This is a genomic window from Bacillus sp. FSL R5-0397 (genome assembly GCF_038593395.1).
GTDB classification, from domain to species: domain Bacteria; phylum Bacillota; class Bacilli; order Bacillales; family Bacillaceae; genus Bacillus; species Bacillus altitudinis.
Genome location: NZ_CP151992.1, coordinates 2,103,977 through 2,130,944 on the forward strand (window position 1 = coordinate 2,103,977; position 26,968 = coordinate 2,130,944).

Consider the following 26,968-nt stretch of genomic DNA (forward strand, 5'->3'; position numbering starts at 1 on the left):
TTTTAAATATAAATAAGCCAATGAAATAGCGAGCCAAACACCTTTCCTAAGACGATGGCCATGAGCAGCAGCACAATTTTCCCGTCCATTCCAATTCTTTTCGTTAAGATAGGAAGTACATTTAACACTTCAGTGAGTGCGGCAGCAAGCATGCCGACAAAAATGCCAGATAAAAGACCGATCGGTAGCGCCAGCCATTTGGATAAATGCAAATGGACTTGACTTAAAGTAGCCCAGCCGCCAACGACCGCTCCACTTATCACGGCAGCCTCATATCCTTGAATAAAACGCTGCGTTTTCGTTAATTGCATTAATCGAGGGATAATACCAAGCACTGTGAGAAACGCCACAAATCCTGCCCCTACCGTTAAACCGCCGCCGAGCCCAACAAGCACCACAAAAAGCCATTTACCGATCATGGATATCTTTCAATGTTTCTTTGTTTTCATTGAGTGCGACATAATGATCAAGATCGAGCTGATATTTAAACATTTCCACTTCAAGCGGGCTTGGCTCTTCGTTTAAACGCTTTTTAAACACATGATTGAAAAATAAAATCATGCCAAAACCGAGTCCAAAGCTATATGGAATTTGTAATAAATACGGATGCTCAACCGTGTTTCCAGTAATCATCTCGTAAAGGCGGATATGAACAAGCCGCATACTAACATCCTCATGGAAATTCATGATGGCAAGGGCCGCTCCGACAAATAAGAGGAGCCATACAAACACGAATAATACGGGGGACAGTTGGCGTTTGCCTGTTTCAATTTCAACAATGGCCTCTGACCCTCCAACCGTTTGAATGTCGATGTCAGGCCATGTTTTTTTGATCGTTTTGACCACATGCATGATATCTAACACAACGATGTGACGATCCTTTTTGCTGACATGGTATATCGGCATTTTGCTCAGCTTTTGCACAGCACTGTCATCTCCAGTGATTTGGGCGATATCCTCTAAATAAATAAGCTGATCATTACCAGTCTTAATCCGATGACGCAGCCGAATAAAGATTTGTCCGTCCATCCAAGTCACTTCCTATACGATGGGTTAAAAATAGTATGTGGTGAAAAATGGTTCTCATACTGAAAGAACTTGATTTACCGGTAATTACCACACAAAAAAAGCCAGCCGAATTGGCTAGCTGTCTTTTTGATCCATTTGCATTTGGATTTGTTTTAAAATCTTCTTTTCAAGCCGTGAGACTTGCACTTGGGAAATTCCGAGTCTTTCTGCTACTTCTGATTGTGTTTGGTCTTTATAATACCTTAAATAGACAATCAGTTTCTCACGCTCTTCTAATTCTTTAATCGCCTCTTTTAGCGCAATTTTATCAAACCATCTTTCTTCGGAATGATCGGCAATTTGATCGAGCAACGTAATCGGATCGCCGTCATTTTCATACACGGTTTCATGAATAGATGATGGTGAGCGGACCGCTTCTTGAGCAAGGACGACATCCTCAGGTGTGATGTCCAGATATTCAGCGATTTCCTGAACAGTCGGCATTCTGCCATGAGATTTAGACAATTCGTCCCTTGCCCGCCTGATTTTATTTCCAATTTCCTTTAAAGACCTGCTGACTTTGACGGTTCCATCATCACGAATGAAACGCTGAATTTCACCAATGATCATTGGAACGGCATACGTCGAAAACTTCACATCATAAGACAAATCAAATTTATCAACAGATTTCAGCAGGCCAATACAGCCTATTTGGAACAGATCATCTGGTTCATATCCTCTATTTAAAAAGCGCTGAACAACGGACCAAACAAGACGCATGTTTTTTTCTACGAGGAGGTCTCTTGCTTGTTGATCTCCGTCTTGGCTTTTTTTGATGAGCTGTTTCACTTCATCATTAGACAGCTGTGCTTTTTTTGCTTGCTTTTTTACCTCCACATCCATATGAGCAGCTCCTTAATTACAAAGCGCTTTGCTTTTTGATAGATGCTTTGTTAAGCGGATTGTTGTGCCCATTTCTGGAGATGAGTCCACCATGACATCATCCATAAAGTTCTCCATGATCGTAAAACCCATCCCGGAGCGCTCTAAGTCTGGTTTCGTCGTAAAAAGCGGCTGTCTTGCTTCCTCAAGATCTGAAATGCCCATACCTTCGTCTCGAATCGTCAGATACACAATATGGTCATCCAGCGTGACGCTAATGTGCACCTTGCCGTCTGGATTCCCGTCATACCCGTGAATGATCGAGTTCGTGACCGCCTCTGATACAACGGTTTTGATTTCTGTTAGCTCATCTAATGTTGGATCAAGCTGAGCAATGAATGCTGCCACCGTTACTCTCGCAAAGGATTCGTTTTGACTTAAAGCAGAAAAAGTCAGATTCATTTCATTTGTCATGATGCCACCCCCAATGTTTGCAGCGCAGTTTGCTCTGAAGGCTCCATACGAATAATTTTAAACAAGCCGGACATATCAAATAAACGGTTCACCGCTGGCGAGATCGCACAGACGACCATTTCACCGCCAAGCTGTTTAATTTCTTTGTATCTTCCTAAAATCACTCCGAGCCCAGAGCTGTCCATAAACGATAAATCAGCTAAATTCAGCACGATGTGGCGAATGTCCTCTGTTTCCAAATAATTCGTCACCTTTTGTCTCAATGTCTCTGCGGAGTGATGATCAAGCTCCCCTGTCAACCGAATGCAAAGTACGCTCTCTTTTATTTGAAAATCAATACCAAGGCTCATCTTTTCTTCCTCCTTGCTCTATTTTCGGATAAAGAATGTTTCTCTTTCTTCACATGCAAATCCTTCACCATGACAAAACTAGTGATCATTCGTCACATTTAGATGTTCTTTTCGTTCATAGCAAAAAAGACTGCCAGTTGCAGCAGTCTTTCACCTTTTACTTCCATTTAACAAATTCGGCCATAGCCCGTTTGAAGAACGTCCAAACACCGGCTTTTTCCATATCTTCTTTCGCTTCAACAGGACTTTCATGAAGCACTTTTCCATCTTTTTTCAAGATGATGGTGCCAAGTTTCGTTCCTTTTGAAAATGGGGCTGTGACATCTTGAGTTAATTTAATTTCTTTTTTGATCTGATCGACATTTTCGCCTTTTTTCGTTAGCAGAGAAATCGGTTCAGACGTGACAAGCTGAATTTTTTTCTTTTTCCCTTTGCTCACTTTGATCTCTGCTACATCTTGACCACGCTTGTACAGAGGATGCGTTGTATATTGACTAAAGGCGTAATCCAGCATTTTGACGACTTGAGCATTTCTGTCTTTTGGTGTGCTTGCGCCGAATACAACAGCAATCACGCGCATGTTGCCTTTTTTAGCAGATGCAGTTAGACAGTATTTCGCCTCGCCTGTAAACCCTGTTTTCACCCCATCCACACCTGGATAAAATTTAATGAGACGGTTTGTATTCACAAGCCAGAATTTTTTATCCGTGTTCTGACGAAGATAATCTTCGTATACACCTGTGAACTTGGTGATCTCTTCATATTTCAACAGCTCTTTCGCCATTTTTGCCATATCATGAGCCGTGCTGTAATGATCTTTTTCAGGAAGTCCTGTTGGATTTTGAAAGACCGTTGAGGTGAGCCCAAGCTCTTTCGCCTTTTTGTTCATTTGCTCAACAAACTGTTCTTCAGATCCAGCAATATGTTCTGCCATGGCAACTGAAGCATCGTTTCCTGACGCAATCGCAATGCCTTTTAGCATGTCTTTAACCGTCATTTCTTCTCCCGGTTCAAGGAAAATTTGTGAGCCTCCCATAGATGCTGCATGATCGCTCGTTCTTACTTTATCAGTCATTTTTAATTTCCCTTGATCCATCGCTTCCATGATGAGAAGCATCGTCATGATTTTGGTCATACTTGCAGGGGCAAGCTTTTCATCACTGTTTTTGTTGTAAAGCACTTTTCCCGTGTCACGTTCCATTAAAATTGCTGATTTGGCTTCATGCGCCAATTCTGATGTTTGTTTTTCTCCTGGCTTTTCAATCTTTTCTTTTGCCATCGCTGATGGTGAAACCATTGAAATAAGGATCATTAAAGTAAACAATGCACATATATGACGTTTCAAGTGGCAGACCTCCATTATCGTAATCCTTTCTATTTTTTCCTCATAAAGGCTGTTTTATTCAGAGATCGTTTGATTGCCATAAAAAAAAGCCCTCTGTTTCATGAACAGAAGGCTCTTTCACACGATCTATGAGAGTTGTTTGACAACTTCTTTCACTAAATCAAGGAAACTTGCTTTCACTTTTTCCGTCACTTCGATCACTTCATCATGAGAAAGCGGCTGATCTAAAATACCTGAAGCCGCATTAGAGATGCATGAAATACCAAGTACTTTTATGCCTGCATGACGTGCCACAATCACTTCTGGCACAGTCGACATACCGACTGCATCAGCGCCAAGCGTTCTGAGGAAACGAACCTCTGCCGGTGTTTCATATGAAGGGCCTGTCATTCCTGCATAAACCCCTTGCTGCACAGATATGCCTAAATGTTTAGCCGTTTTCTCTGCAAGTGCCAACAAATCTTTATCATACGGTGCAGACATATCAGGGAAACGAACCCCTTGACTGTCGTTTGGTCCAATTAACGGATTGGTTCCCATCATATTGATATGATCTGTAATCAACATAAGATCGCCAGGATGGAAGGACGTATTCACACCGCCCGCTGCATTTGTCACAATACATGTCTCAATGCCGATTTCTTTCATCACACGGACAGGAAATGTCACCTGCTTCATATCATACCCTTCATAGTAATGGAAACGTCCTTGCATGGCACAAACGACCGTGCCTTTCAGCGTTCCAATGACGAGCTGGCCTGCATGCCCTTCTACTGTTGAAACAGGGAATCCAGGAATATCTTCATATTTCAATTTGATTGGATTTTCAATCTCATCTGCTAAAATGCCAAGACCTGAACCTAAAATCAATCCAACTGTTGGTACATATGTCGATGCTTGTTTAATATATGCCGCCGCTTCTGAAAACTGTGCTCCCACGTGATTTCCCCCTATTTGAGTTTAGATAAAAAGCTTGTTCCGTATTTTGGCAGCGTTGATTTGAAATTATCTGCTACCGTTGCCCCAAGATCAGCAAATGTTTTCGCTGTTGGCAGCTCATTCGCTTCTTGATGCTTTTTGCTGTAAGCAATAAGCGGAACGTATTCTCTTGTATGATCTGTTCCGTGATGAACCGGGTCATTTCCGTGATCTGCTGTGATCACAAGCAGATCATCCTCTTTTAATAGATCAAACACTTCAGGTAGACGTGCGTCAAATTCCTCTAGTGCCTTACCGTAGCCTTCTGGATCTCTTCTATGTCCATAAAGCGCATCAAAGTCGACAAGATTTAAGAAGCTCAGCCCAGTAAAGTCTGTTTTCAGCGTCTCCACTAGCTTGTCCATTCCATCCATGTTGGATTTCGTTCTGAGTGAAGAGGTGATTCCTTCACCATCATAAATATCAGAGATTTTTCCGATCGCAATGACATCAAGTCCATCATCTTTCAATTCATTCATGACGGTACGGTCGAATGGTTTTAATGCATAGTCATGACGATTTGGTGTTCTAACAAATGCCCCCGGCTCCCCGACAAATGGACGAGCGATGATGCGCCCTACCATATATTTTTCATCTAAAGTCAGTTCACGTGCGATTTCGCAAATGCGGTAAAGTTCGTCTAATGGCACAACTTCTTCGTGTGCAGCAATTTGCAGCACAGAATCTGCTGAAGTATAAACGATTAAATCGCCTGTTTTCATATGCTCTTCGCCAAGCTCATCCAGAATTTCTGTACCAGACGCTGGTTTATTTCCAATGATGCCGCGCCCTGTTTTTTCTTTTAATTCATTTAACAGTTCATCTGGAAAGCCGTCTGGAAAGACTTTAAATGGTGTGTCGATGTAAAGACCCATGATTTCCCAATGCCCTGTCATTGTGTCTTTCCCGTTGGATGCTTCTTGCATTTTCCCATAATACGCAAGCGGTTTTTCGTCCGCTGGAATTCCTTTAATTTCTTTAATATGACTTAGCCCAAGCTTCGCCATATTCGGCATATGAAGCCCGTTCATTTTTTCAGCAATATGTCCAAGTGTATCTGCACCTACATCATTAAAATCAGCAGCATCAGGTGCTTCCCCGATTCCTACTGAATCCATCACAATGAGGAAAATACGTTTATACTGATAATCAGGCATAAAAAAGCGCCTCCTTCAATATTCTTGTCCTTTCACCTTTCACAACTGGAGAGGTCAGACATCTCAAGTATAAACCGTTTTCAAGTCAATTGACAACCATAAACGGTCCAAACATAAAAAAGCATGATACACGTTCACCGTGCCATGCTTTACTTATGCCCTTGGATGGAATTTGTGATACACGTCTTTTAATCTTGTTTTTGTGACATGTGTGTAAATTTGTGTAGTAGAAATATCGGCATGTCCGAGCATTTCCTGTACGGCTCTAAGATCCGCACCGTTTTCAAGCAAATGTGTCGCAAATGAATGTCTGAGCGTATGAGGCGTCAGTTCTTTTTGAATACCTGCTTCTATGGCTCGTTTCTTTAAGTTCTTCCAAAAGCCCTGCCGCGACATTTTTTTTCCGTGATGATTCAGAAATAAAGCATCGGCCGGCTGTTTTTTGAGCAGCTTGTTTCTGCCTTTTTCTATATACACTTCAATCGCACTTGCAGCAGCTTCACCAATAGGCACGATTCGCTCTTTTCTTCCTTTTCCAAAACAGCGGATAAACCCCATGGTCAGATGCACATCTGCAAGAGTCAGATCAAGCATTTCACTTACGCGAATACCTGTTGCATATAAAAGTTCGAGCATGGCTTTGTCACGGTAGTCAAATGGTGTTTGCTGCTTAGGTGTATCGAGCAGCTTTTCTACCTCATCTAATGATAGAACTTTCGGTAATTTCCGCTCTGTTTTTTGTGATTCAATGTTCCATGACGGGTCATCTGTTGTCACTTTTTCACGGAGCAAAAATTGATGAAAGGAGCGTATCGATGATAGATGACGGACGGACGTTTTACTCGATTTCCCCTCGTCTTTTAACTGTTTTAAATAATGAATAATATGAAGGCGTGTGACGTCTTTTACATCTGTCAATTGTTCATGCGTCATTAAAAAAGACAAATAGTTCTGTAAATCTCTTTTATAAGAGACAATGGTATTTTCAGAGAGTCCTCTCTCTACTGTCATAAAATGAATAAAGTCGGATAATTGATCCTTCAATAGTTTCTACTCCCCGTTTTGATAAAAATAAATCAATCGATCCTGCCACCTGTCTTGTTTCGGCTGATCCATTTCCATCACTTTTATCGCTGCACCTTCTGGTTTATCATAACGATGATAGCTTTCATATTCTGAATTTATCCATATCATAGCATAATAGAACAGGACGGTAAAACCAGTGAACAAGATAAATACTTTCATTACTTCACCTGTTGTTTTGAGCCATTTTCGCATGTTCTTCATGTCCTTTCTCGTGTTCTCATTACTTCAGCATATGCCAGGTGGGACAAGGAATATACAGCGAACATGCAAAAAACCTTTTCATTTTGAATGAAAAGGTTCCAATTCGGATTATTTGCCGGATTCATCATCATGACACCGGTGGCAAATACCATGGAATGTCAATCTATGATCCTTAATTTTAAATTTCCAGTCGCGTTCAATAATTTCTTCAACATCTTCTAATAAATCATCTTCTATCTCATCGACTGTTCCGCATTCCATACAGACAAGATGGTGATGGAAGTGAGCGGCTCCTTCTTTGCGAAGATCATATCGCGAAACGCCGTCTCCAAAGTTAATTTTATCAACAACTTTCAGTTCAGTAAGCAATTCTAACGTCCGATAAACAGTAGCAAGACCAATTTCAGGAGACTTCTCTTTTACGAGGAGGTATACATCTTCTGCACTTAAATGGTCTTCTTCATTCTCAAGCAGTACTCTTACTGTTGCTTCACGCTGTGGCGTGAGCTTATAGCTGGAAGAATGAAGCTGTTTCTTAATTCGATCAATCCGATTTTCCATTGACTTTCCCTCCTACGCCACATTACTTGATCATTATATCAAATGATGTGCAGAGAGCCAACTATAATCATTTTAAATTGATAAATAAATTGATTATTATTTAATAACGATTATAAAATCATCAAAACAGAACACCTGCCAGCTTTTTCATCAACATGAATGATAAGTATGATTCAAAGAAGGACGAAAGAGCAGCGAGGGTTAAAATCATCAGTAGAACAGAAGCATACCGGCCAAACCAATGGATTGGCGCTTGACTGATGGTTTTTTTCATAAAAAGCTGACCAATTAAACGAATGGAGAACGCAATCGCACAAGTTCCGATCACTAAATACGCAGGAATGAGCAAGATATTTTGAGGAAGCACCGAGACAAAAGATAGAAAAAAACCGCTAAGCCCCATTTGATTGACCAAAAAACCGACAGTAAACCCAACTACAATCCCTTTTAAAAAGATCATCAGAAAAATAAGCGGCAGGCCAATGATGGAAATTCCGAGTATCCACATGAGGCCCAAATATTTCATATGATGCAAAAAGCTTTGCAAAAACATTTCTTTTGATTCTGCTGCTTTCTCATTCGTCAGTTGACCAAAAAATTGATTTAAATAGTAGAATAAATCCTCTTTCTGACTCATTGTCATACTATTGACGATAATGGCTCCAAAAATGACGCCCATTAAAAATAGTACAGAAACAAACAAATAAATTGATAAATGATCTTTCACGTGCTGAAGAAGATATTCTTTCCAAGACTTTTTCCGCATGCGCCTTCCTCCCAAATAGTAAAGGTTACTAGATTCTATGAGAGAGCAGACGAAACATGACAGTTTTATGAAAAGAAAAACGAGAAAGCAGCTGCACACTGCTTTCTCGTTTCCTTTATCGTGCAGCTTTTTGTACGTTCACAAGCCCAGCCCCATAATAAAAAGGTTCGCCAAGTTTTGTGGCCGTTTTTGTCAGCCTTTCACGCAATTCATCATTTGTGAGATTCGGATGTTTTGATAGAATGACTGCCGCAGCACCAGCTACATGAGGTGATGCCATAGACGTTCCACTCTTATATCCATATTCGTTATGAGGAATGGTACTTAATGTTGAAACGCCTGGTGCTGATACTTCCACTTCTTCCCCAACAGAGGAATCAAAGGCTCTTTGCTTTCGTTGATCCACAGATGCGACTGCCATGACAGAGCTGTATTTGGCCGGGTAATCTATCGTATTAAGTGACCCGTAGCTTCCAGCATTTCCTGCAGATGCGACAATGAGAATCCCGTTGTCATATGCTCGATCGACCGCTTCTTTCAGCGCCTCCGATTCACTTGCTCCCCCCATACTAATATTGATGACATCCATCTCATTCTCAATCGCCCATTCAATGCCTTTAATGATCCAGCTATAGTAGCCGTCACCATTTTCATCTGCCACTTTCACCGCATAGATCGAAGCTTTTGGTGCCACACCAACGACGCCTACCTTATTATCTAATGCTGCGATCGTGCCTGCAACGTGGGTTCCGTGTTCATGCGGGTCAACGAGCGGATCGGACTCTGTTGGAACAAAGCTGACACCACCAGTTACATGTAAATCTTCATGCTTGCCGTCGATTCCACTGTCAAGAACAGCTACTTTGACATTCTGTCCGGCATATCCTCGTTTATGTACCTTTTGTGCTTTAATGCTTTTGATACCATAAGGGACGCTTTGACCGCTTGTTTTTGCTTTTTGGTCTTCCTCAATAAAAGTAACTTCTTTTGCTTGATGTAGTTTTTCTTTTGATGCTTCGTTCAACGAAACTTTCATCATATCTATTTTATCTATTGATTCTTTCACATGACCGCCAGCTTTTTCAACAAGCTGTTTTTGTGTTTTGTCTTGAACGGAAGAAGAAAAACCGATCATATACTCTTTTTTTGCTTGATCCTTTGCAGATACATCTGATGCGCCGAATGTCATCGATGCCAGCAGCATACTTGCCATACAAAGCCCTGCTCCAAATGATTTGACCTTCACGATACCCACTCTCCCTTTCATTTCTTTTTGTCATTTAACTACATTTTTAGACAAAAAGAAACGACCGTTTGTCCTATTTTTTAAAATTTTTCCAATTATTTGATCTACTTGTCACAAAAAAGCAAAATAAAAATGCTTATGATCCTGTTCATAGCGATCATAAGCATTCCTACCTTTATGTTTTTTCATCATATGCTGCAAGGCTTCTTGTTTTGTTTTTGTCTTTCTTTCGTGTGTACTAAAATGCGGTATATTTCCTCTCGATTGTTCTGGATTTCGACTGTGCTGCCTTTGAAGGTGTTCTCTCTTTTTCTTTGCTTTGCTTTTTCCCATTTCGCAAAACCCCTTTCGTTGTCGTTATGATACATGAAAGCACCTAAAAAAGATAGACGTATACACGTCTATCTCAAATTGTTGACAAAAGGCTAAAATGTACTTGATTTTAGCCTTTTGTCTTCTTTCAGCGTGATAGAAAACCTTTGCAGTCTAGGAAGAACGAGCACTGGCGCGGAGCGAATTTGACATTCGTGAGCACCGGAGCGCAGGACTGACAAAGAATGCGAGGGTTTGTCTACACGCTGAGATAGACGTATACACGCCTATCTTTCTATTCTCACCATATCAAGATGCGGAATTCCATCCTCATCATAACAATCTGAGACAGCTTCGAAGCCAAACGATTCGTAGAACGATTTCAAATAAGCCTGTGCTTGGATTTTAATCTTTGTTTCGCCTAATTCACTGAGCTTTTTTATCGCCTGATCGAGCAGGATCTTCCCGTAACCCTTTTTTCGGCCGGTCTTCGTCACAAGGACACGGCCAATGGATGCCTCTTTGTACATGATCCCGCTTTGGAAAATGCGGCAATAAGCCACAATTGTGCCGTTCTCTTTGGCGATTACATGCAGCGCCTCTTGATCACGATGATCAATTTCAGGATAAGGACATGTTTGTTCTACAACAAACACATTCACTCTTTCCATTAAAATCAGGTAAAGGTCTTCTTTAGACAGTTGTTCAAATGTGTGACATGTCCATTTAAGTTGATTCATGATTGATATCCACCTTACCGTAGACCCCGCCTCCGCCAGCGATCAGTCCAACTTCACCTCTTCTTGCTTTGATGATGTAATCGGCTGTTTTCTCAGGCAGGACCGCTTTTAATTCTTGTTCTGTTGCTTGATGAAGAATATTCATCTCTGTATGAAAGACAGCTTTTAACTTTTCTAACGTTTTGGCTCCAACACCTGGAATAAATTGAAGGGGAAGCTGGTGAACATAAGGAGGTCTTATTCCTTTGTCACTTTCTTGGTCAGCAAGCTCCTTTAACCGCTCACTCACCCCTTTTGTCATTCGGGTATGGCCGCATGCTTCGCACTGTTCTTGCTCCTGACTGTCAGGTCTTACTCCGCATTTCTCACAAGTCGTATGATAATACTTTCCGAGCCGCGGAGCGAGCCCATAATTTCCAGTGATGTTTCTGCCATCTTTTCCTTGAAGCGCTAGCTCGAATTCAGCAAAGGAGGCATGATCCATTCGGGTCTTAGTATATTCCCGCGCAATTTTCCCTAAAGAATGGGCATCTGAATTTGTTAAAAAAGGATAGCGGTTTAGCTCACTTAGCTGGGAGGCCATAGACGTATCACAGCTAAGGCCAAGCTCAACAGCATCAATGAGTTCTGGATCGAATACTTCGGTTAAAGACGTATTGACCCCTTTGCCGTATAAACTTTTATGCGGCGTAAAAATATGGGCAGGAATAAATAATCCCCCTAGTTCCTTCACCTTATGCTGAAGCGTTCTCCCATCCACATATAACCGCTGTGAACTCAAATGCACATTTTTCATATGAAGAGAAAGCCATGCGGAAAACTCAGACATTTTACGAAGCGTGGGCATAAAGGCAAGCACATGAATAGGACCTTTTGATTGGTCATCATTGATTTCTAGCTCACTGCCTAAAAGCAAAACGGTCTTTCCAAATGATAAACCGCCATCGCTTAGTTCAGTGTACGTGCCTTCCTCTACACCTTCTATCAATTCTTCTAGTACTTCAGGAGATTGTGCATCAATGACACCAATCATCCCCATCCCTTTACTTTGAGACGCTTCAATGAGAATTTGGTCAATAGTCAGTGACCTTGCACCTGTAATTTTGACAGCCCTGCCTGTTCTTGTTCGACCAATATGAATATGGATATCTGCAAAGAATTCCCTCATTTTGTAGACTTAAGTACCTCTTGTAATTGTAAGTATTGAATGGCATAGGCTGTTTTTGCATCATAAATATGCTGTTTTTCGATGAGGTGCAGCGCTTCTTCTAATGAAACTTCCATCACTTCGACAAATTCATCCTCATCCAGCTCTCGTTTCTCTTCAAGCGGGACCAGCTGATCGGCAAGGTAGATATGAACAATTTCATCCGCAAACCCTGGTGATGTATAAAAGGCGGTCAGCTTTTGGAGCTCCTGAGTTGTATAGCCTGTCTCCTCTTCCAATTCTCTCAGCGCTGTATGTGCTGGCTCTTCTCCTTTTTCTAATTTTCCAGCCGGAATCTCAACGATGGCTCTCTCCAGTGCTTTACGGTATTGTTTGACCAAAATGATTTTATTTTCGTTTGTACGTGCAATGACGGCTACTGCACCTGGATGTTTAATAATTTCGCGTTTGCCTGGTTTTCCGTTCGGCAATTCTACATCTTCAAGAACCAAGTCAATGATTTTTCCGTTATATAATGTTTTTGACGATAATGTTTTTTCTTCAAAGTCCTTCAATTTTGTCAGCTCCTCGTTCTACTTTCACTTTTTACTTCATTCATTTTAACATAGATGTTTTAGGAGAAGCCAAAATGCGGATGCCTACTTCAATGCGCCTTTTGAAATCACCTAGCTTGAATTCCAGAATTGTTTCACTTAATGTGAAAGGATAGGAGTGTGATTGAATTGAAAAAAAGACGAATTGGCACCTCTGATCTCTTGGTTAGTGAGGCGGCACTAGGATGTATGTCCCTTGGGACTGAAAAAGAAAAAGCGCTCTCTTTATTAGATGAAGCCATTGATCTTGGGATTAACTATTTGGATACAGCTGATTTATATGATTTTGGAACAAATGAGGAAATCGTCGGGGAAGCCATTAAGAACAGACGCCAAGATTTGATTTTGGCCACTAAAGGCGGCAACCGCTTTGAAAAAGGCAAACCTGGCTGGGACTGGGATCCTTCAAAAGCATATATAAAAGAGGCAGTGAAACAAAGCCTGAAACGACTTCAAACAGATTATATTGATTTATATCAATTGCATGGCGGCACAATTGACGATCCAATTGACGAAACCATCGAGGCATTTGAAGAATTGGTTGAAGAAGGTGTCATTCGCTATTACGGCATATCGTCAATCCGTCCAAATGTCATTAAAGAATACGCCAAAAAATCAAATATCGTGAGTGTGATGATGCAATATAGTTTACTCGACCGCCGCCCAGAAGAATGGTTCTCTCTTCTTGAAGAACAAAGCATTAGTGTCGTGGCAAGAGGTCCTTTAGCAAAAGGATTATTAACAGAAAAACCCCTTTCGCAAGCAAGTGCGGCGATTCAAAAGAACGGGTATCTTGAATATTCATTTGAAGAGCTCCAGCAAATCATTCCTTCGTTAAAGAAAGTCGCTTATGACCTATCACTGACAGAGCTGTCCATTCAATACTTGCTCAAGCATTCTGCAGTCAGCTCTGTTGTTTTTGGCGCAAGCTCGGTGAAACAGTTAAAAGAAAATGTGGCAGCGGCAAATGCACGTTCATTAAGCGACCAAGAAGTAAAAGCTTTGTCATATTTCACAAAACAGTCTGTGTATGAGACGCATCGTTTGAATCAATAGAAAGCAAAAAGAGATCACATGTATGTGATCTCTTTTTAGCGTATGTATATATGGATGTTCGTTTTCATGTTCTACATGCAAATAGGAGAACAACTTGCCACTTACGTTTTGTTTCCCGTTCATCCAACAGCAGCGAGCTAATCAAGATTTCCTCTAAGACTGAGGGGCTAAAAGCCCCCGTTGACTAATTAACTTTTGCTGCTACTTTCATAATATCCATAATTTCCAGCTTTGCCTTTAAAATAAAATGTAGTACCGAAATTATTGAAACTATTTGCAAAAACACCATTATCTGAGTACATACATAATCTATTCGTTTCTTTTTTAAAAGGAGTTTCGGAACAATCTACAATTTTAGTAGCCTTCGTACGCAGATCTGCATCCGTTGAATGATTTGTAGCAAGAGCTTGTCCAGAAATAGGTAAAAGCAAGCCTAAAGATAAAGCAACTCCAGTCATTGTTCTTCTCAATTTCATGTGAATCATCTCCATTCCCAAATTTTGTAATACACCTTAATTATAAGAGGAATGACTCTTTCCTAAAAGGGTCTTAACTACTATTTTTGGGATAAATAGGAATTTAAATAAATCAATACTCCTCATTTTAATTTATCGTTTATAAAATACGTTTTGTTTTGGTTTGAACGTAAAATCCTATTGTGCGATTCTGAAATGAAGTGATACGAGGGAGTTAGACGTGTTTTCTCTCAGGCTCATGTAGTATGTATTCATCTCAATGATATAACATAAAAAAGGGAGCATCGTAGCTCCCTTTTTTAACTTTTATACTTTCTCCAGTCTAAATGACTTTCATCTAGCAGCTCTGAGAAGCTTTTATTTTTTTCTTTTTCTTTCTGTTGCCGAAGGAGGTCTTGTCGTTTTTGTTCTTCTCTTTTTTCTGTCTCGGCGGCCAGATTCTGCTTCATTTGAAGGAGCTGCTGTTTCACATCATCCTTTATGCCGTCCTTTAGCTTTGCTTGATCTTGATTGCTCTTTTTCACTTTGCCTCTCTCCTTTTGCTTTAGTGTATCATCCGTTTTATTTGCTCAGCAAGAGTCACGCCAAACTCCCAACATGTGGTATGATCTTCATAGAAACCCTTCGGAAAGGAAGAATCAGCTTGAAGAAGAAATGGCTCGCTATACTCGCCTTGGTATTATTTCCACTCGCTGCAATCGGCATTTTTTTTACCAATAAAATGATGTATATACGAAAATTAACGGATGAAGAGCTCATCAAACGAGAATCAGATGAAGGGCACTATCATCACGAGGAGTTTCAACAGCTGCAAAAAGAGAAAGTTTGTATTCCTTCAACATTTGGTTATGATCTTCATGGCTATTTTGTACCGCTCCCTCATACAACACGCACCATCGTTCTTTGTCACGGGGTTACAGTCAGTTTGATCAATTCCGTGAAGTATATGAAATTATTCCAAAAGCTTGGATGGAATGTACTGCTTTATGATCATAGAAGACATGGGATGAGCGGCGGAAAAACAACGAGCTATGGATATTATGAAAAAGAAGATTTGGCTCGAGTCGTCAAGTGGCTGAGAAAAAGGCTTGGGGAAAAAACAATCATTGGGATACACGGAGAATCGATGGGCGCAGTCACAACTTTATTATATGCTGCAAAACCAGATGCAAACGCCAATTTTTACATCGCTGATTGTCCTTTTGCTTCCTTTGAGGATCAGCTTCTGTATCGATTAAAAACAGATTTTCGTCTTTCAGGACAGTGGATTCTTCCACTAAGTGATCAAGTGTTGAAATGGCGGGACGGATACAGCATTCGGCAAGTTTCTCCACTTGATGTAATCGATCAGGTGAAAGAACCTATCCTTTTTATTCATAGCCTCCATGATGACTATATCCCTTGTGAGCAAAGCGAGCAGTTATACGCACGCAAAAAAGGTGATAAACGGCTATTTATTGCGCCACATGGTGCGCATGCGATGTCTTATAGTGACAATAAGGAAGTCTATGAACAAGAGGTCGAAGCATTTTTGGAAGCATTTCACTTCAATCAAAATGAAAGAGGAGAATGAACAGCCGTTCGTCTCCTCTTTTTGCTAACTTATACGATAGTCACCACTGTTGTATGGTGTCTGCCCGCCAGCTCCATATGGCTCTCTTCCGATTGCTGCTGACTCATGACCGATAACCCTGCAGTTGCTGCCAATAAAAGAACTATCAAACTCATTTTCATATAAATGACCTCCATTTTGAATTTTTGATATGGCTTGAATTTTCCTTTCGTAATACCGGGTAGAAACTTCAAATAATCCAAGCTCATTATAATAATGAGCCGCATCAAGTGCCAGTTCCTCAATATCTGGGTATAAACGCTTGTCCTCCAACAAATCTAATGTATCGTCTATGATTTTTATTTCTGCATCAACGTATAATGCTTTTAAAAACTGAAACTTGCAGATGTAAATTTCATCTTCTAATTCACAGGCTTTCATAATACCTTGTTGATAGAGGGTTAACGACTCTTCTATTTGTTTTTGTTTAAACAGGATTTGGGTCAGCATAAATAGTGGGTCTAGAGAGCGATTCAGATGGGTTAAATTCTCCTTTTCAAACACTTCAAGAGAGTCTTTGAGATAGCGACTTGCTGTAGCAAGATCGTTCATTTGGTAATAGCAGTTACCTAAGTTGAAAAGGGCCGAACCTATGACTCGAGGGTTTCCAATTAAGCGTGCTCGCTTTAGAGCATTTTTAAAGTAGGGCAATGCATGTTCATAGCATTTCAAATCATCATAGTTTGCACCGATGACAAATTCACAGTGGATGATTCTCAGCGTGTACGTTCTGTAGGCAGAGTACGTATCTAACGCTTGCAAAGCATAGTGCATCGAAAAGTGGGTTTGTTTCATGTGGTAGTATATTTCTGCTAATTTAAAATAAAATTCTGCTCTTTCTATATCATCTGATATGAGATTGAGCTTTTTTTCTGCGGAACGGTAATAAGCAATGGCGCTCAAATAGTTTCTCTGTTCAAATTCAAACATTCCTGTAAAAAAATGAACATAGTATTCAAGCATATCTGTTAATTTGGTCTGCGAATGTTCAATTGTTTCTAGAAGCTTCTTAATCTCCTCATCATTCGAGGCTTTTTTTGCCGGTTCAAAATATTCAAGCATGACCTTATGTCGAAAATCCATCAGCTGGTAAAAAAGCAGCAAGTTCTGATCTTGCTCCATCTCAAGGATTTCCTGCTCGATCTCGGCCTTTAGCTTCTCTGCTTTCATGACATGAAATCCGCAAATCTGCCTATACCATTCGTTTATTTTGATTCCAACCTGAGGCGATGACAGCTTGAGCTTCAATTCACCTTAGCACCTCCCTCCTCATGTACGATACATGTTGTATTCTATCATATTTCCTCGAATGGAAGAAATATGAAATGTCGTTTTTCGTAAAGTTTTCGGTATCCCGCAATAACCGCTTTCATTGCCGATTTTTCGGCATTTACAGTCTCTATTTTTCTCTTTCTATTTTTCTCATTTTGTCTAAATGTTTGTTAAAAATGACTTTTTATCGTTGAAAAATCTCATTTTTCAAATTAGACAGTTCTCCTGTTTGATGAGATGATGATGGCACAAAAAAAGCCCTCTTCAGCAAAGGGCTTATAACACATCTGTTACGTGTTCCATATTCTCTTTTATCCAACTGACTGCTAATTCAAGCGTTGGAAATTCTTCCGTTTCAAATGTGACTTCATCTTGGAGAAGCCAGACGTCCTTTTTTACTGAATCCATTCCACCGATTGACCAGTGCAAAAGGCTATATGGATGATTATTATTTAAAAACGACACCCACGTTTTATTTTGTGCCGTATTTTGTATCACTTTCAGCTTTTGATCCACTACGTTTCCACCTTACTTTACAAGTATACCCATTCTCGGGCTGAGTATTTGTTGAGGACTTTTCAACATAAGTGTATTGGCTTTTTCATTAAAATCAATCGTCATTTCCTCGTCAAAAAACACCTTTTGTGCTGTGTGTATATATAGTTTTAAATGTTGGCTATTTTTAAGTGGTTCCCATTCACCTGTTCTTTCACTTGTTAACCAAAGCATCGGTACGCCACTCACTGCACAGCCACAACCTTCTGAATCGTAGCGAAGCAGTAATTCCTTCGTTCCGTTTCCTGTTTGCTGTTTTTCTATATACGTTTTAGCCAGTTCTGTGATGTGAATATACATGGCGAACATCCTTTTTAAATTGATGCTTACATTGTAACACATAAAACACCATAAAACATGACACACGACTAAATCCGAAAGTCATACTCTTTGAAATACACGCTCTTCTCACTAGGATTATATCTATCTATTGGCTCTTTCTGCATCCTGTTTTTTAGAATTATACTGATGACGCTATCAATTTTAAAAGAAGAAACAGGAGGTTTTAGATCGTGAAAAAAAGATTATCTCTCTGCTTTATCGGGGCGCTGATATTGATGTTGAGTTTCACTATGCCCAACATGAAAGCGGCATCTATCCTTGATGAAGTACGAGAAAGCTATGCGACTTATACGGGATCTGGTTACTCAGGGGGCGCCGCTTTATTAGATCCTATTCCCTCTGACATGGAAATTACAGCTTTAAATCCCCATGACTATAACTATAAAGGGGTAAATGCGGCACTTGCAGGGGCTTACCTTGAAGTAACGGGGCCAAAAGGAAAGACCGTTGTGTATGTAACCGATAAATATCCAGAAGGAGCAAAAGGAGCTCTTGATCTTTCTCCTAATGCCTTTGCCAAAATTGGCAATATGGAAGATGGGAAAATCCCAATTAGTTGGAAAATTATAAAAGCACCGATTAGCGGAAATGTAGCTTACAGAATAAAAGAAGGTAGCAGTGAGTGGTGGGCTGCGATTCAAGTGCGCAATCATAAATATCCGGTTATGAAAATGGAATATTACAAAGATGGACAATGGGTGAACATGGAAAAGACAGACTACAACCATTTCCTTGACTTTCATATGGGGTCTACATCTCTTCCTGTTCGAATCACAGATATTCGCGGGGTCATAGTAAAGGATCAATTACCCGCTCTTCCATCTACTGCTGTTTCACAGGCCTATATTGTAAAAGGCAATGTTCAGTTTCCTAATTAACGAGATGAAGAGGCAGCTTATTTAAGAGCTTCCTCTCTTCCTTCTTTATCCCAGCGATATGCCTCATTTTCTATTTCTTTTATGATTTCATTCTTTCCCGCCATATAGCTTTGTATATCTTCCGGATACTGCTTTGCTAATTGTTCCTTGACAGACGCATACGCTTCAGCTCGTTCTGGGTGGAGTCTTAAGTAATTTCGAAACAATAAATGTCTTTTCACATCAGGATGATTCCTTTCATACACATGGACATGATGCGTACGATTCAAGCCACCCTTTTGAAAAAAACGTCTCCCTTTTATACCATTTTCACCGAGCGCTTCGTATCCAAGGTGTTCAAATCTCTCTTTTTTTCTATCAATCTCTTCTATATCGCTTACTTCTATTAATATATCTATAATTGGTTTGGCAACAAGTCCTGTAACTGACGTGCTGCCTATATGGTATCCTTCTATCCAGCTCTTTTGAATGATTTGCTTGAGTCGCTGCTTTTCTTGACGGAATTCTTCATGCCATTCGTTTTTGAATTCGACAACCTCAACCTTGCGTCGCGGTGTCCATTTCATTTTTGATAGGGTGAGCTCTTTTTCCACATGAATGACATTTGTTTCAAAAAACCCTAATTTTTCATATAGCCTTTTTGCAGGGGTGTTTTCCTGCCCTGTGGTCAGTTCTATCGGCACATTCTTCTCTATGATTGTGGACATAAGTCTTGTTCCAATACCCTGCTTTAGCGCTTTTGGATGCACAGCCAATCGACTAATGATCAAACAATCTTTCAGCTCTTCATAAGAGACTACACCTAATAAGAGATCATTTTGCTGAAAACCAATAAATTGCTCTTTTGCTTTCATGACATCTTGAATGGTCTCTTTTAATGGCGGAAGATCAGCATAGCCAATTTGTTCAGCTTCTTGTTGGTATGCAGCTAGTTGAATATGTAAAATCTGCTTTGCTACATCACTTATTGTGTGATCTAAATAAACAATCATTTCATTGCCTCCAGCTTCTTCACAAATAACACACGGTCTTCATGAATGCCATCGTAATCTGAAAAGACTGAGATGCCATCTACTGTTTTATCTCCCTTTTCTATCTGAAACCCGAGTTTTGTATGGTAAGCAATGGAGACTTTATTGATAGGAGCTGTGACAGCTTTAATTGTTGTTCTTCCTTCCTTTTCAGCCGCTTCATAAAAAGCTTGATAGAGGATTTTACCAATCTTTAATTTACGGTGATCTGGGTGGACGCCAACAAAGTGAATATAGGCTTCATCCGAATGAGATTGCGATAAAAAACCAACCAAAAAGCCGATCAGCTCTCCCTTTTCAACGACAACAAAACTTGTTTGCTGGAAATGTTCAAAAAAGAGCTTTGGCAATTTTGCACGCAAATCTCTGCCTCCCCACCAGCTTTGAATGACGGATGTGACTGCGTAAAAATCTGACGGTTTCACTTGACGTATCATGATGGCCTCGCCCCTTTTTCCATTTTGGCTTTCCTTTGATTCGTTTTTTCTCAAAAATGCGATTGTTTCAATAGTCTACTGTCTGATCAAATGGTTGTAAAGACAGTATGCCTGTCTTTTTTCATATTCACTTGTTGGTTCTTCGTCTTTCAGCCGTCATCTCCTTTTAAATCTTCACACTTATTTCAAAAAGTTCACTTTTTGTGCGAAAGTTTCATTCATTTGTTATGTTAAGATGGTTCATATAGGAAATGGTACAAATGTTTATTGGAGATGATGAGATTGGTTTGGGTTGTTATTTCGCTTGTTGTATTTAGTCTTTTAAAGCTGCTTGTCACCTCTTTGCCTTCTGGTGTTGTTGAGCGCCTTTTTAGCCGCTACGCCGTACATGCTAAAGTAACAAGTGAGCAAACAAATATTACTTTTCAAGGTCGTTCGCTTGATGAGCAGCGAGCATCTGAAATCATTCAACATTTTAATGATGCGATCTTTATTGAACGCTATTATATTTACCCTGGTGATGAAGAACGCTTTCTTCATCCGAATGAAGGGCCAGCGCCGCTTACTATGCAAACAAAGCATGGGAAACATGATGTCACGCTTTATCTGTTCCATTATGATGACCATGTGGATGTGGTTCGGCAGTTTACACATAAGCCAAAGAAAAAGCTGATGGCTTATCGTCTGCGTTCTGAACCGCTCCAAACATTCCACAACATGGCACATGCCTAACAATCGTTGCAGCAGACGAGACGAAGTGTTCACCACTTCGTCTTTTTTGTATGGACAGCTTTTGAATGATTTACCAGTATGAATTTCACCTCATGTTGTTTACAATAGATACAGAACATACGTTCCTAGAGGTGAAGTACAATGAATGAACGAGCCATTCTGCTTGTGGATATGCAGTCATTTTATGCATCAGTCGAGAAGGTGGAGGCGCCTCATTTGGAGAATGTACCGCTCATTGTCTCTGGAGATCCAGAACGAAGAAGCGGAGTCGTCCTAGCAGCCTGCCCTCTCGCGAAGAAACGTGGCGTACAAAATGCATCAAGGTTATGGGAAGCACAGGAGAAATGTCCTGAAGCAGTGGTTGTACGTCCACGTATGCAGCGCTATCTCGATGTCTCTGTCATGATTACAGAACTGCTTGAACAATACACAGACCTTGTCGAGCCATATTCCATTGATGAACAGTTTCTTGATATTACAGGCAGTCTTACACTATTCGGCTCTCCACATAAGATCGCTCAACATATACAAACAACGATTATGAATCAGACTGGCATTTACGCACGTGTGGGCATCGGCCCTAATAAAGTGCTCGCTAAAATGGCCTGTGACCATTTTGCCAAAAAAAACACATCCGGCATCTATGAACTGAGTGCCGACCGGGTTGCTGCTGATTTATGGCCGCTTCCAATTGGAAAATTATTTGGCGTCGGCAAACGAATGGAGCATCATTTGAAACGAATGGGCATCAGTACCATTGGCACACTTGCTACTTATCCGTTAGACCGATTAAAAAAACGCTGGGGAATCAATGGGGAGCTTCTGCAGCGAACAGCTTTAGGACACGATCCCTCCCCAGTCACTATTCACACACATGATCAACAAAAAGCCGTTGGGCATCATATGACCCTTCCCCGTGATTACGCATCTTTTGAGGAGATCAAAGTCGCTCTTCTTGAATTGAGTGAGGAAGTCGCTAGGCGGGCACGTTTTAAGCATTATCTCGGTCAAACGGTGTCTGTTGGTGTAAGAGGGGCTGATTTTTCACATCCAACAGGCTTTCATCGACAAATGAAGCTTCATTCACCGACACAGTATGGCTCAGATATTGCAGAGGCAGCGATTCAGCTATGCCAGCAGCACTGGGATGGCCAGCCCATTCGCAGTGTAGGCATTACCCTCTCACAACTGCAGCCTGACAGCCACTATCAGCTGACTTTATTTGATCATCATTTGAAGAAAGATCAACTCAGCAAAGTATTTGATGAAATCCATCTGAAATATGGACCTGCGGCATTATTGCATGCTTCGTCACTGACAAGCGCAGGGCAGGCATATCACCGCGCCGAAAAAATTGGCGGGCATTACAAATAACGGAGGCGAACAAGCATGAATCCCAATAAATTAACACCTGGATACAACATCATGTGGGAATCAAGCCGAATGATGCTACCAGAGCACCGGGAGCAACTACTTGCTCAAAAACGAAAGAAAAAAGAATATACACCTCTATCGCTCAGCTCCGATCAACTAGAGGAAATGAATGTTTTGATCACACAGTCGATTACCGAGGATCAAGCGATTTGCGTGACATATGTCTCATCCGGCATGAAAGCACAGTTTTGGGGCTGGGTGAAAGCCATTCATTATGAAACACGCCAAATGAAAATCGTGAATGACGAAGATGTTCTAAACCTTTCCTTACATCAAATTATTGCCATCGATCTCAATTGATTTTCGCAAAACGAAAACATGATCATTGAAAAACACGCTTCGTTTTTCTGAAAAAATTATGACCCATCAAGGCTTAAAACCTTGAGAACGAGCCATATGCTCTTCGAATGAACGGAATGGTTCAAGCTTCTCTGTCATTTGACGGATGACTCCTCCATCAAATTGTGTATTTAATTTGCACAATTTTTCATGTATGATTGGAACATCTTACAAACTCAGGGGAGACACAGCATGAAAAATAACTTACGCACTTTACATCCACTTAGTTGGACGATCATCATCGGCACGATATTTGGCCGAATGGCGACATCCATGAGCATTCCCTTTTTAGCCGTTTATTTGACACAAGTCAAAGGCGCCTCAGCCTCTTCAGCTGGATTGATCATTGCCGTCAGCTCTCTTATTGGGATTGTTGCGAGTTTTTACGGCGGCTATGTTTCCGACCGAATCGGCAGAAAAAAGGTCATGCTTTTATCCATCTTTGGCTGGACACTTGTCTTTGTTGGCTTCGCATTTGCAGATGCCATTTGGGTCTTCTTTTTTATGAATGCTTTAAATGGACTGTGCCGGGCGCTGTTTGAACCAACGTCTAAAGCACTCTTATCCGATGTCACCCCATCGAGCATTCGGTTGTTTGTCTTTAACTTACGGTATACGGCCATTAACATTGGTGTCATTTTCGGCCCGCTGCTTGGCTTATATCTCGGGTCATCAAAAACGACTTTTCCATTTCTCGTCGCTGCCCTCATTTACTTGTTGTACGGGTTAACGCTGGCATGGCAATTTCAAAAGCATCCAGTGGCTGCTCCAGAAAGCACCAAACAAATCGGCGTCAAAAAAGCTCTTTCCATTATTCAGAAAGATACGGTCTTTAGCATCATCCTCATTGGCGTTACTTTATGTTCATTTGGCTATTCACACCTAAGCTCAACACTGCCTCAATATTTATCGGCATCCCCTATGATTGAGGATGGCCCTAAACTGTTTGGGTATCTTTTATCCTTAAACGCAGTGGTTGTCATTGTCGTTCAGTACCCGCTGATTATGATCGCTAAGCGCTATTCAACGATTTTGTCATTAACGACTGGGAACGTGCTTCTAGCAGGCAGTTTGTTTGCCATTGCTTTTTCACAAAGTCTCGGTACGCTTGCTTTCATCATTGTCGTGTTTACGATTGGTGAAGTGCTGCTCTTTGCGATGATGGATCTGTTTGTAGACAATATTGCAAAACCTGAAGTGAAAGGATCATACTTCGGCGCAATGGGGTTTTCTCAGCTCGGTAGCGTCGTCGGACCGTTTGTCGGAGGATTGTGTATTGACTTATTTGGCGCAGCCCATCCCCTTTCTATTTTTTCAGTCTTGGCGATTGTCACCGCTGCAGGCGTTCCGTTTTTACTTATCGGATACTATCGCCTAAAAAAACGGACGGCGGCTGCCGTGGCTGTGAAAGTAAGTGGAGGTCATTAAAAAAAACCGCTCTCAATTGAGCGGTTTTCTTTATACCCTGCGGATGGCGATCTCTTCCACCTTATGCTGATCACCTTTTTTTAAAATCAAATCGGCTCTATATTTTGTCGGCAAAATATTTTCATATAAATTTGGCCGGTTCACTGTATTCCAAATCGTGCTTGCCATCTGATCTGCTTCTTCATCCGTCAAATCTTTGTATTGATGAAAGAAAGATTCAGGGTCTTGGAAGGCTGTTTCCCGCAGCAAACGGAACCGTTCTTTATACCAGCATTGAATTTGCGTCTCAGCGGCATCTACATAAATCGAAAAATCGAAGTAATCTGATACAAACACGCGCGGCTCATCCTTCAGATCATCCAGTGCCGGTGATTGCAACACGTTGATCCCTTCAATGATCACAATATCTGCATCTTCTACTGTTTCATACACCCCTTCAAGACGGTCATAGGTCAGATGTGAATATACAGGTGCATGCACAGTTTGTTTCCCTGATTTTAATTCATTTAAAAACGAAAGTAGCGCTTTAACATCATAGCTTTCCGGGAAGCCTTTCTTTTCCATCAGCCCCCGATCTTTTAACTCTTTTTGAGGATACAAAAAGCCGTCCGTTGTTACGAGACTCACCTTCAGACCATCTCCAAGCCTTGATAAAAGTGTTTCAATAATACGTGCTGTCGTGCTTTTTCCGACGGCCACACTTCCTGCAATCCCAATTAAAAAAGGGATTTTCGCATGATGCGGGTAGTTTAAAAAAGCATTGACATGCTGATTTTTTTGTTTTTCTGCAAAGACATGTAATGTCAGAAACCGAATAAGCGGTATGTAAATATCTCGCACTTCTTCTAGCGATAAGTAGTCGTTTAATCCTTGAAGTGCTCTCACTTCTTCTTCTGAAACAGATACCGGCATATATTCTCCAAGAGCGGCCCATGCCTCTCTCGTATGGCGTGTATATAGTGTATTAAAATCTAGTCGTTCGTCACCCAAAGTCTTTCCCACCAATCTAAACTAAACTCATAACCAAAAAGACGATAATCCGATTGTAGCTTAAAATGAAGGCGCTGTCTTTATTTTTCAACGAAAGTTTGCTTCTTTTGCGAAAAAAAAGCATTAAATAAAGGAAAATGAGGGTAAATAAGAGTATTCAGTTTGATAGATAGAAGGGAGCACACCAAATGAAATATGTGATGATTGGCGGAGATGCAGCAGGAATGAGCTGCGCTATGCAAATATATAGAGAGGATCCAGACGCACAAATTGTAGCTTTTGAAAAAGGAGAGATTTTCTCATATGGACAGTGCGGGCTCCCCTACTTGATCGGCGGTCTCATTGATCATCACAGAAAACTCATCGCACGTAGCGCTGAAACTTTTCGTGACAAATACGGAATTGATGCCAGATGCTTACACGAAGTGACCTCAATTGACCCGGAGCAAAAAACAGTATCGGGTATTCATTCTAAAACAAAAGAGCCCTTTACAGAAACGTATGACCGTCTGTTAATTGCGACAGGAGCAAGCCCCGTCACACTTGATCTAGACAGTCATTCATTAGAAGGTGTCCACGTATTAAAAACAATCCCGCATGCGCTGTCTATTTTAGACAATCTAAAAAAAGACGTCACACATATCACGATCATCGGCGGAGGATATATCGGCTTAGAAATGGCAGAAAATTTAAAAGGGCTAGGCAAAGACGTTCATATCATTCAGCGGGGTGCAACACTTGGCCCAGGCTTTGACCCCGATATGGCAAAGTATCTGAAAGAAGAAGCGGACAATCAAAGCATTCACGTGGTACTTGGTGAAACAGTGCAAAAGTTAAAGGGCAAGACACATGTAACAGCTGTTCAAACAGACAAACAGACCATTGAAACAGATATGGTCATCATTGCCGTTGGCGTCACTCCGCAAACATCCTTTTTAGACAGCACAGGAATTCAGCGTCTTCAAAATGGTGCAGTTGTTGTGAATGAATACATGCAGACGAATGTACAAGATATCTATGCGGCTGGTGACTGCGCAGCGACCTACCACCGTATCAAAAAGGAACTGGACTATATTCCGCTCGGCACGACAGCAAATAAACAAGGAAGAATCGCAGGCTTTCATATGACAGGAACAAACCGCACGTTTCAAGGCGTAACCGGCACAGCGGTGATGAAATTTATGGACGTGACAGCGGGACGAACGGGTTTATCAGAGAAAGAAGCAAAAGACGCAGGTCTTCCTTTCTCCACCATCACTATCGACAGCACTGACCACGCTGGATATTACCCAGATGCAGAGAAAATGAAAGTGAAACTGATTTACAGAAGCGATGATTACACCTTGCTTGGCGCACAAATCATCGGTAAAGAAGGTGTTGATAAACGAATTGATGTCATGGCAACTGCTCTTTATCAAGGGCTGACTGTGACAGACCTTGAAGATTTAGATATTAGCTATGCCCCTCCTTTTAACAGTGTATGGGACCCACTTCAGCAAGCGGCAAGACGAATATAGAA

Annotated in this window: 33 protein-coding genes; 8 read left to right on the forward strand and 25 right to left on the reverse strand. The window is 41.0% G+C overall.

The window, feature by feature from the left end; translation table 11 throughout:
- Positions 1–2 precede the first annotated feature (2 nt).
- The 17 genes from NSQ70_RS10655 to NSQ70_RS10735 all read right to left on the reverse strand — a co-directional run bounded on the left by NSQ70_RS10655 (position 3) and on the right by NSQ70_RS10735 (position 12,828).
- Positions 3–419: a stage V sporulation protein AB gene (locus tag NSQ70_RS10655; RefSeq protein ID WP_007501049.1), complete on the reverse strand. Its 417-nt coding sequence runs from the start codon at positions 417–419 to the stop codon at positions 3–5.
- Positions 409–1,029: a stage V sporulation protein AA gene (locus tag NSQ70_RS10660; protein ID WP_342502156.1), complete on the reverse strand. Its 621-nt coding sequence runs from the start codon at positions 1,027–1,029 to the stop codon at positions 409–411. Before NSQ70_RS10660 ends, NSQ70_RS10655 begins: the two co-directional genes overlap by 11 nt.
- A gap of 114 nt (positions 1,030–1,143) precedes the next feature.
- On the reverse strand, positions 1,144–1,911 hold the full coding sequence (sigF, locus tag NSQ70_RS10665) for an RNA polymerase sporulation sigma factor SigF (RefSeq protein ID WP_203143422.1): 768 nt from the start codon (positions 1,909–1,911) through the stop codon (positions 1,144–1,146).
- Between the two features lie 12 nt (positions 1,912–1,923).
- Positions 1,924–2,364 (reverse strand): anti-sigma F factor, encoded by a 441-nt coding sequence (gene spoIIAB / locus NSQ70_RS10670; RefSeq protein ID WP_007501052.1) that lies wholly within the window; start codon positions 2,362–2,364, stop codon positions 1,924–1,926.
- On the reverse strand, positions 2,361–2,714 hold the full coding sequence (spoIIAA, locus tag NSQ70_RS10675; RefSeq protein WP_008344431.1) for an anti-sigma F factor antagonist: 354 nt from the start codon (positions 2,712–2,714) through the stop codon (positions 2,361–2,363). Before spoIIAA ends, spoIIAB begins: the two co-directional genes overlap by 4 nt.
- A gap of 157 nt (positions 2,715–2,871) precedes the next feature.
- The gene (locus NSQ70_RS10680) at positions 2,872–4,074 is read right to left on the reverse strand and encodes a D-alanyl-D-alanine carboxypeptidase family protein (protein WP_007501054.1); all 1,203 of its coding nucleotides are present in this window, start codon (positions 4,072–4,074) and stop codon (positions 2,872–2,874) included.
- 111 nt (positions 4,075–4,185) lie between these two features.
- A complete protein-coding gene (locus NSQ70_RS10685) occupies positions 4,186–4,998 on the reverse strand; it encodes a purine-nucleoside phosphorylase (RefSeq protein ID WP_019743098.1) in 813 nt (270 codons plus the stop codon).
- 11 nt (positions 4,999–5,009) lie between these two features.
- Positions 5,010–6,194: a phosphopentomutase gene (gene deoB, locus NSQ70_RS10690; RefSeq protein WP_025207568.1), complete on the reverse strand. Its 1,185-nt coding sequence runs from the start codon at positions 6,192–6,194 to the stop codon at positions 5,010–5,012.
- Between the two features lie 153 nt (positions 6,195–6,347).
- Positions 6,348–7,238, reverse strand: a complete 891-nt coding sequence (xerD, locus tag NSQ70_RS10695) for a site-specific tyrosine recombinase XerD (protein WP_007501057.1) — start codon at positions 7,236–7,238, stop codon at positions 6,348–6,350.
- A gap of 6 nt (positions 7,239–7,244) precedes the next feature.
- Positions 7,245–7,472, reverse strand: a complete 228-nt coding sequence (locus NSQ70_RS10700) for a YqzK family protein (protein WP_024718934.1) — start codon at positions 7,470–7,472, stop codon at positions 7,245–7,247.
- Positions 7,473–7,589: 117 nt separating this feature from the next.
- Entirely contained in the window at positions 7,590–8,042 is a 453-nt protein-coding gene (gene fur, locus NSQ70_RS10705) for a ferric iron uptake transcriptional regulator (RefSeq protein ID WP_003215577.1), read from the reverse strand.
- A 121-nt stretch (positions 8,043–8,163) separates the two neighbouring features.
- On the reverse strand, positions 8,164–8,808 hold the full coding sequence (gene spoIIM / locus NSQ70_RS10710; RefSeq protein ID WP_073414845.1) for a stage II sporulation protein M: 645 nt from the start codon (positions 8,806–8,808) through the stop codon (positions 8,164–8,166).
- A 115-nt stretch (positions 8,809–8,923) separates the two neighbouring features.
- Positions 8,924–10,054: a S8 family peptidase gene (locus NSQ70_RS10715; RefSeq protein WP_024718936.1), complete on the reverse strand. Its 1,131-nt coding sequence runs from the start codon at positions 10,052–10,054 to the stop codon at positions 8,924–8,926.
- Positions 10,055–10,165: 111 nt separating this feature from the next.
- Positions 10,166–10,387 carry a hypothetical protein gene (locus NSQ70_RS10720; protein WP_024718937.1) on the reverse strand — a complete coding sequence of 74 codons (222 nt, stop codon included), beginning with the start codon at positions 10,385–10,387 and terminating at the stop codon, positions 10,166–10,168.
- Between the two features lie 266 nt (positions 10,388–10,653).
- On the reverse strand, positions 10,654–11,106 hold the full coding sequence (locus NSQ70_RS10725) for a GNAT family N-acetyltransferase (RefSeq protein ID WP_135009209.1): 453 nt from the start codon (positions 11,104–11,106) through the stop codon (positions 10,654–10,656).
- Positions 11,093–12,274 (reverse strand): TIGR00375 family protein, encoded by a 1,182-nt coding sequence (locus NSQ70_RS10730; protein ID WP_203143424.1) that lies wholly within the window; start codon positions 12,272–12,274, stop codon positions 11,093–11,095. Before NSQ70_RS10730 ends, NSQ70_RS10725 begins: the two co-directional genes overlap by 14 nt.
- Positions 12,271–12,828, reverse strand: a complete 558-nt coding sequence (locus tag NSQ70_RS10735) for an NUDIX hydrolase (RefSeq protein ID WP_203143426.1) — start codon at positions 12,826–12,828, stop codon at positions 12,271–12,273. The genes NSQ70_RS10730 and NSQ70_RS10735 overlap by 4 nt, the downstream gene beginning before the upstream one ends.
- A 168-nt stretch (positions 12,829–12,996) precedes the next feature.
- Between NSQ70_RS10735 and NSQ70_RS10740 the strand changes: the two genes are divergently transcribed.
- Positions 12,997–13,923, forward strand: coding sequence for an aldo/keto reductase (locus NSQ70_RS10740; protein ID WP_008343842.1), 927 nt, complete (start codon positions 12,997–12,999; stop codon positions 13,921–13,923).
- 188 nt (positions 13,924–14,111) lie between these two features.
- Here NSQ70_RS10740 and NSQ70_RS10745 read toward each other — a convergent pair whose 3' ends face one another.
- Together NSQ70_RS10745 and NSQ70_RS10750 are read right to left on the reverse strand one after the other, a co-directional pair.
- The gene (locus NSQ70_RS10745; protein WP_057079335.1) at positions 14,112–14,399 is read right to left on the reverse strand and encodes an LCI fold-containing protein; all 288 of its coding nucleotides are present in this window, start codon (positions 14,397–14,399) and stop codon (positions 14,112–14,114) included.
- Between the two features lie 299 nt (positions 14,400–14,698).
- On the reverse strand, positions 14,699–14,923 hold the full coding sequence (locus tag NSQ70_RS10750; protein ID WP_041091974.1) for a YqkE family protein: 225 nt from the start codon (positions 14,921–14,923) through the stop codon (positions 14,699–14,701).
- Between the two features lie 119 nt (positions 14,924–15,042).
- Between NSQ70_RS10750 and NSQ70_RS10755 the strand changes: the two genes are divergently transcribed.
- Positions 15,043–15,972 carry an alpha/beta fold hydrolase gene (locus tag NSQ70_RS10755; RefSeq protein WP_234925058.1) on the forward strand — a complete coding sequence of 310 codons (930 nt, stop codon included), beginning with the start codon at positions 15,043–15,045 and terminating at the stop codon, positions 15,970–15,972.
- Between the two features lie 24 nt (positions 15,973–15,996).
- Here NSQ70_RS10755 and NSQ70_RS10760 read toward each other — a convergent pair whose 3' ends face one another.
- From NSQ70_RS10760 to NSQ70_RS10770, 3 genes are all read right to left on the reverse strand, one after another.
- On the reverse strand, positions 15,997–17,259 hold the full coding sequence (locus tag NSQ70_RS10760) for a Rap family tetratricopeptide repeat protein (RefSeq protein WP_144679387.1): 1,263 nt from the start codon (positions 17,257–17,259) through the stop codon (positions 15,997–15,999).
- A 300-nt stretch (positions 17,260–17,559) separates the two neighbouring features.
- Positions 17,560–17,799, reverse strand: coding sequence for a YqkC family protein (locus NSQ70_RS10765; protein WP_008343836.1), 240 nt, complete (start codon positions 17,797–17,799; stop codon positions 17,560–17,562).
- Between the two features lie 12 nt (positions 17,800–17,811).
- On the reverse strand, positions 17,812–18,138 hold the full coding sequence (locus tag NSQ70_RS10770; protein WP_039165847.1) for an iron-sulfur cluster biosynthesis family protein: 327 nt from the start codon (positions 18,136–18,138) through the stop codon (positions 17,812–17,814).
- Positions 18,139–18,350: 212 nt separating this feature from the next.
- On the opposite strand from NSQ70_RS10770, the gene NSQ70_RS10775 reads away from it, so the two are divergent.
- A complete protein-coding gene (locus NSQ70_RS10775; RefSeq protein ID WP_203143429.1) occupies positions 18,351–19,058 on the forward strand; it encodes an expansin EXLX1 family cellulose-binding protein in 708 nt (235 codons plus the stop codon).
- A 17-nt stretch (positions 19,059–19,075) separates the two neighbouring features.
- On the opposite strand, the gene NSQ70_RS10780 is transcribed toward NSQ70_RS10775, so the two are convergent.
- Positions 19,076–20,050: a GNAT family N-acetyltransferase gene (locus tag NSQ70_RS10780; protein ID WP_039165852.1), complete on the reverse strand. Its 975-nt coding sequence runs from the start codon at positions 20,048–20,050 to the stop codon at positions 19,076–19,078.
- Positions 20,047–20,526 carry a GNAT family N-acetyltransferase gene (locus NSQ70_RS10785; protein WP_007501073.1) on the reverse strand — a complete coding sequence of 160 codons (480 nt, stop codon included), beginning with the start codon at positions 20,524–20,526 and terminating at the stop codon, positions 20,047–20,049. Before NSQ70_RS10785 ends, NSQ70_RS10780 begins: the two co-directional genes overlap by 4 nt.
- 282 nt (positions 20,527–20,808) lie before the next feature.
- On the opposite strand from NSQ70_RS10785, the gene NSQ70_RS10790 reads away from it, so the two are divergent.
- The 4 genes from NSQ70_RS10790 (at position 20,809) to NSQ70_RS10805 (ending at position 24,459) form a co-directional block, all read left to right on the forward strand.
- Positions 20,809–21,258, forward strand: a complete 450-nt coding sequence (locus tag NSQ70_RS10790) for a YfmQ family protein (RefSeq protein WP_024718948.1) — start codon at positions 20,809–20,811, stop codon at positions 21,256–21,258.
- Positions 21,259–21,399: 141 nt separating this feature from the next.
- Positions 21,400–22,632 carry a DNA polymerase IV gene (locus NSQ70_RS10795; RefSeq protein WP_135009215.1) on the forward strand — a complete coding sequence of 411 codons (1,233 nt, stop codon included), beginning with the start codon at positions 21,400–21,402 and terminating at the stop codon, positions 22,630–22,632.
- Positions 22,633–22,647: 15 nt separating this feature from the next.
- Complete coding sequence (locus tag NSQ70_RS10800) at positions 22,648–22,992, forward strand: YolD-like family protein (RefSeq protein WP_144679382.1); 345 nt, start codon at positions 22,648–22,650, stop codon at positions 22,990–22,992.
- Positions 22,993–23,223: 231 nt separating this feature from the next.
- On the forward strand, positions 23,224–24,459 hold the full coding sequence (locus tag NSQ70_RS10805) for an MFS transporter (RefSeq protein WP_008343828.1): 1,236 nt from the start codon (positions 23,224–23,226) through the stop codon (positions 24,457–24,459).
- Positions 24,460–24,489: 30 nt separating this feature from the next.
- Here NSQ70_RS10805 and coaA read toward each other — a convergent pair whose 3' ends face one another.
- Positions 24,490–25,449 (reverse strand): type I pantothenate kinase, encoded by a 960-nt coding sequence (coaA, locus tag NSQ70_RS10810; RefSeq protein ID WP_008342294.1) that lies wholly within the window; start codon positions 25,447–25,449, stop codon positions 24,490–24,492.
- Positions 25,450–25,637: 188 nt separating this feature from the next.
- Here coaA and NSQ70_RS10815 point away from each other — a divergent pair, with 188 nt between their 5' ends.
- Positions 25,638–26,966, forward strand: coding sequence for a CoA-disulfide reductase (locus tag NSQ70_RS10815; RefSeq protein WP_203143431.1), 1,329 nt, complete (start codon positions 25,638–25,640; stop codon positions 26,964–26,966).
- Positions 26,967–26,968: the final 2 nt, after the last annotated feature.

What these genes read in the sequence shown, in the direction of transcription:
- NSQ70_RS10655 (WP_007501049.1), bottom strand. Translation starts at nt 419, where the DNA reads ATGATCGGTAAATGGCTTTTTGTGGTGCTTGTTGGGCTCGGCGGCGGT.
- NSQ70_RS10660 (WP_342502156.1), bottom strand. Translation starts at nt 1,029, where the DNA reads ATGGACGGACAAATCTTTATTCGGCTGCGTCATCGGATTAAGACTGGT.
- sigF (WP_203143422.1), bottom strand. Translation starts at nt 1,911, where the DNA reads ATGGATGTGGAGGTAAAAAAGCAAGCAAAAAAAGCACAGCTGTCTAAT.
- spoIIAB (WP_007501052.1), bottom strand. Translation starts at nt 2,364, where the DNA reads ATGACAAATGAAATGAATCTGACTTTTTCTGCTTTAAGTCAAAACGAA.
- spoIIAA (WP_008344431.1), bottom strand. Translation starts at nt 2,714, where the DNA reads ATGAGCCTTGGTATTGATTTTCAAATAAAAGAGAGCGTACTTTGCATT.
- NSQ70_RS10680 (WP_007501054.1), bottom strand. Translation starts at nt 4,074, where the DNA reads ATGGAGGTCTGCCACTTGAAACGTCATATATGTGCATTGTTTACTTTA.
- deoB (WP_025207568.1), bottom strand. Translation starts at nt 6,194, where the DNA reads ATGCCTGATTATCAGTATAAACGTATTTTCCTCATTGTGATGGATTCA.
- NSQ70_RS10700 (WP_024718934.1), bottom strand. Translation starts at nt 7,472, where the DNA reads ATGCGAAAATGGCTCAAAACAACAGGTGAAGTAATGAAAGTATTTATC.
- fur (WP_003215577.1), bottom strand. Translation starts at nt 8,042, where the DNA reads ATGGAAAATCGGATTGATCGAATTAAGAAACAGCTTCATTCTTCCAGC.
- spoIIM (WP_073414845.1), bottom strand. Translation starts at nt 8,808, where the DNA reads ATGCGGAAAAAGTCTTGGAAAGAATATCTTCTTCAGCACGTGAAAGAT.
- NSQ70_RS10720 (WP_024718937.1), bottom strand. Translation starts at nt 10,387, where the DNA reads ATGGGAAAAAGCAAAGCAAAGAAAAAGAGAGAACACCTTCAAAGGCAG.
- NSQ70_RS10725 (WP_135009209.1), bottom strand. Translation starts at nt 11,106, where the DNA reads ATGAATCAACTTAAATGGACATGTCACACATTTGAACAACTGTCTAAA.
- NSQ70_RS10730 (WP_203143424.1), bottom strand. Translation starts at nt 12,274, where the DNA reads ATGAGGGAATTCTTTGCAGATATCCATATTCATATTGGTCGAACAAGA.
- NSQ70_RS10745 (WP_057079335.1), bottom strand. Translation starts at nt 14,399, where the DNA reads ATGAAATTGAGAAGAACAATGACTGGAGTTGCTTTATCTTTAGGCTTG.
- NSQ70_RS10770 (WP_039165847.1), bottom strand. Translation starts at nt 18,138, where the DNA reads ATGTATATTCACATCACAGAACTGGCTAAAACGTATATAGAAAAACAG.
- NSQ70_RS10780 (WP_039165852.1), bottom strand. Translation starts at nt 20,050, where the DNA reads ATGATTGTTTATTTAGATCACACAATAAGTGATGTAGCAAAGCAGATT.
- NSQ70_RS10785 (WP_007501073.1), bottom strand. Translation starts at nt 20,526, where the DNA reads ATGATACGTCAAGTGAAACCGTCAGATTTTTACGCAGTCACATCCGTC.
- NSQ70_RS10795 (WP_135009215.1), top strand. Translation starts at nt 21,400, where the DNA reads ATGAATGAACGAGCCATTCTGCTTGTGGATATGCAGTCATTTTATGCA.
- NSQ70_RS10800 (WP_144679382.1), top strand. Translation starts at nt 22,648, where the DNA reads ATGAATCCCAATAAATTAACACCTGGATACAACATCATGTGGGAATCA.
- NSQ70_RS10805 (WP_008343828.1), top strand. Translation starts at nt 23,224, where the DNA reads ATGAAAAATAACTTACGCACTTTACATCCACTTAGTTGGACGATCATC.
- NSQ70_RS10815 (WP_203143431.1), top strand. Translation starts at nt 25,638, where the DNA reads ATGAAATATGTGATGATTGGCGGAGATGCAGCAGGAATGAGCTGCGCT.